The following is a 3,516-nucleotide window of genomic DNA, read 5'->3' as shown; positions in this document are numbered from 1 at the left end:
GTTGGTGGGTGCCGACCAACACACCCCCCCCCCCCACCCCCATACCAGGGCGGGGCTCCCCCCGCTTGTCGGTGTTGGCCCGCGCGGCCCCCCGCCCGCCCGCGCCCACCCCCGGGGGGGGCCGGGGCCGCCGGAGCCGCCCAACTGTGTTTGCCTACATCATCCGCAGGATCCTCGCGGCCGCGGCGCTGCTGGTCGTCGTCAGCGCGGTCACCTTCGCGATCTTCTTCCTGCTCCCGCGCATCGCCGGCGAGACCACCGACCAGCTGGCCGCGCAGTACATCGGGAAGAACCCCTCGCCCGAGGCGATCCAGGCGGTCAAGCAGAACCTCGGCTTCGACCAGCCGCTGTACACCCAGTACTGGAACTTCCTCAAGGCGCTGGTCACCGGCGCCGAGTACAAGTTCGGCCCGGAACCGGCCACCTGCCACGTGCCCTGCTTCGGCTACTCCTTCAAGAACCACCTGGAGGTCTGGCCGGAGATGACCAGCCGGATCCCGGTCACCATCTCGCTCGCCATCGGCGCGGCGGTGCTCTGGCTGGTCTCCGGCGTCACCACCGGCGTGATCTCCGCCCTCAAGCCGCGCTCGATCTTCGACCGGCTCTCCATGGGCATCGCCCTGGCCGGCGTCTCGCTCCCGGTCTTCTTCACCGGCGCCCTGCTGCTGACCGTGTTCAGCTACGAGTGGCCGATCCTGGACAACCTGGAGTACGTCGACTTCTCCGCCGACCCGCTGATGTGGGCCCGCAACCTGATCCTCCCGTGGGTCTCGCTGGCCTTCCTCTACTCCGCGCTCTACGCCCGGCTCACCCGCGCCGGAATGCTGGAGACGATGAGCGAGGACTACATCCGCACCGCCCGGGCCAAGGGCCTGGCCGAGCGCAAGGTGGTGGTCAAGCACGGCCTGCGCTCCGCGCTCACCCCGATCGTCACCATCTTCGGCATGGACCTCGGTCTGCTGCTCGGCGGTGCGCTGATCACCGAGCAGGTCTTCTCGCTCAAGGGCATCGGCCAGTTCGCCGTCCAGGCGATCTCCGACAACGACCTGCCCAAGATCCTCGGCGTCACCCTGCTGGCCGCCTTCTTCATCGTCGCCTGCAACCTCGTGGTCGACCTCCTGTACGCCCTCGTCGACCCCCGCGTGAGGCTCTCGTGACCGACCTCCAGAAGAACCCGGCGGACGCCGCGTCCAACTCTCCGGGCGACCCCTTCCTGTCCGTGCGCGACCTGCGGATCCACTTCGACACCGACGACGGCCTGGTCCGCTCGGTGGACGGGGTCAGCTTCGACCTGCACAAGGGCCGCACCCTCGGCATCGTCGGCGAGTCCGGCTCCGGGAAGTCCGTCACCTCGCTCGGCATCATGGGCCTGCACCGCTCCAAGCGGGCCCGGATCAGCGGCGAGATCCGGCTCGACGGCGAGGACCTGATCGCGGCCGGGCCCGACCGGGTGCGCCAACTGCGCGGCCGGGAACTGGCGATGATCTTCCAGGACCCGCTGACCGCGATGCACCCCTACTACACGGTGGGGCAGCAGATCGTCGAGGCCTACCGGGTGCACCACCCCCAGGCCTCCAAGCGGCAGGCCAGGACCCGCGCGATCGAGATGCTCGACCGGGTCGGCATCCCGCAGCCGGACCGCCGGGTGGACGACTACCCGCACCAGTTCTCCGGCGGCATGCGCCAGCGCGCCATGATCGCCATGGCCCTGGTCAACGACCCCTCGCTGCTGATCGCCGACGAGCCCACCACTGCCCTGGACGTCACCGTCCAGGCGCAGATCCTGGACCTCATCCGGGACCTCCAGCAGGAGTTCGGCTCCGCCGTCATCATCATCACCCACGACCTCGGGGTGGTCGCCGAGCTCGCCGACGACATCCTGGTCATGTACGGCGGCAAGTGCATCGAGCGCGGGCCCGCCGAGACCCTCTTCGACGCGCCCGAACACCCCTACACCTGGGGCCTGCTGGGCTCGATGCCGCGACTGGACCGGGAACTGCAGGACCGGCTGGTACCGGTCCGGGGCACCCCGCCCAGCCTGATCAACGTGCCGTCCGGCTGCGCCTTCCACCCGCGCTGCCCGTACGCCGACCTGACCGGCGGGCGCTCCACGGGCGAGGTCCCGGTGCTGACCGAGGCCGCGCCCGGGCACTTCGCGGCCTGCCACCTGGCGGCCGACGAGCGGCACCGCATCTTCGCCGAAGAGATCGCGCCCCGGCTGTGAGCCCGGCCCCGTACCACCATTCTGGAGAGAACCGATGACGGACACTCAGGGGGCCACCATCCCTGCACCGGCGCCCGCCCCCGAGCGCGAGCCGCTGTTGAAGGTCACCGGCCTGACCCGGCACTTCCCGATCCGCGGCGGACTGCTGCGGCGCCAGACCGGCGCGGTGCGGGCCGTCGACGGCATCGACTTCACCGTCAACGCCGGCGAGACGCTGGGCGTCGTCGGCGAGTCCGGCTGCGGCAAGTCGACGATGGGGCGGCTGGTCACCCGGCTCGACGAACCCACCGGCGGGACGGTCGAGTTCGAGGGCACCGACATCACCCACCTGGGCACCGGGGCGATGCGGCCGCTGCGCCGCGACATCCAGATGATCTTCCAGGACCCGTACTCCTCGCTGAACCCGCGGCACACCGTCGGCACCATCGTCAGCGCGCCGTTCAAGCTGCAGGGGGTCCACCCCGAGGGCGGCGTCAAGAAGGCCGTCCAGGACCTGCTGGAGCTGTGCGGGCTCAGCCCCGAGCACTACAACCGCTACCCGCACGAGTTCTCCGGCGGCCAGCGCCAGCGCATCGGCATCGCCCGGGCGCTCGCGCTCAAGCCGAAGATGATCATCGCGGACGAGCCGGTTTCGGCGCTGGACGTGTCGATCCAGGCGCAGGTGGTCAACCTGCTCGACGACCTCCAGCAGGAGCTCGGCCTGACCTACCTGATCATCGCGCACGACCTCTCGGTGGTCCGGCACGTCTCCGACCGGGTGGCGGTGATGTACCTCGGCAAGATCGTCGAGATCGCCGACCGCGACTCGCTCTACCGCAGCCCGATGCACCCGTACACCACCGCCCTGATGTCGGCCGTCCCGGTGCCGGACCCGCGCCGGCGCCAGCAGGGCGGGCGCGAGCGGATCCTGCTCAAGGGCGACGTGCCCTCGCCGATCAACCCGCCCAGCGGCTGCCGGTTCCGCACCCGCTGCTGGAAGGCACAGGACGTGTGCGCGAGCCAGGAACCGCCGCTGACGGCACTGCGGACCGGCCACCAGGTGGCGTGCCACTTCCCCGAGGGGACCGAGGGGAACGATTAGGCACAGCCCCGAGGGGACCGAGGGGAACGCGTAGGCACTTCCCCGAGGGGACCGAGGGGAACGATTAGGCACAGCCCCGAGAACGCCTGAGCACTCGGGCACCGACGAGAAGAGGCCGCCCGCCCCCGGGGCCCGGGGGCGGGCCGCCGCACCGCGTGCGGGGGGCGGGGGTCCGCCCCGCCCCGCGCCGGGCAGGGCGGGCCGGGCCGCG

The 3,516-nt window shown here is 71.2% G+C and carries 3 protein-coding genes; all 3 read left to right on the top strand.

The annotated features are described in order from the left end of the window. The first annotated feature begins 146 nt into the window (after positions 1-146). The 3 genes from ACFWXO_RS03660 to ACFWXO_RS03650 are packed head-to-tail and all read left to right on the top strand — an operon-like array spanning position 147 to position 3,305. Positions 147-1,157 carry an ABC transporter permease gene (locus tag ACFWXO_RS03660; protein WP_375891534.1) on the top strand — a complete coding sequence of 337 codons (1,011 nt, stop codon included), beginning with the start codon at positions 147-149 and terminating at the stop codon, positions 1,155-1,157. Further along, positions 1,154-2,224, top strand: a complete 1,071-nt coding sequence (locus tag ACFWXO_RS03655; protein ID WP_375891535.1) for an ABC transporter ATP-binding protein — start codon at positions 1,154-1,156, stop codon at positions 2,222-2,224. The genes ACFWXO_RS03660 and ACFWXO_RS03655 overlap by 4 nt, the downstream gene beginning before the upstream one ends. A 34-nt stretch (positions 2,225-2,258) precedes the next feature. After that, on the top strand, positions 2,259-3,305 hold the full coding sequence (locus ACFWXO_RS03650; RefSeq protein WP_375891536.1) for an ABC transporter ATP-binding protein: 1,047 nt from the start codon (positions 2,259-2,261) through the stop codon (positions 3,303-3,305). Positions 3,306-3,516 lie beyond the last annotated feature (211 nt).

This window comes from Kitasatospora sp. NPDC059088 (assembly GCF_042738155.1).
Classification (GTDB): domain Bacteria; phylum Actinomycetota; class Actinomycetes; order Streptomycetales; family Streptomycetaceae; genus Kitasatospora.
The sequence above is the reverse complement of the archived record's forward strand: the minus strand, read 5'-3'. Positions and strand labels throughout refer to the sequence as shown.

What these genes read in the sequence shown, in the direction of transcription:
- ACFWXO_RS03650 (WP_375891536.1), top strand. Translation starts at nt 2,259, where the DNA reads ATGACGGACACTCAGGGGGCCACCATCCCTGCACCGGCGCCCGCCCCC.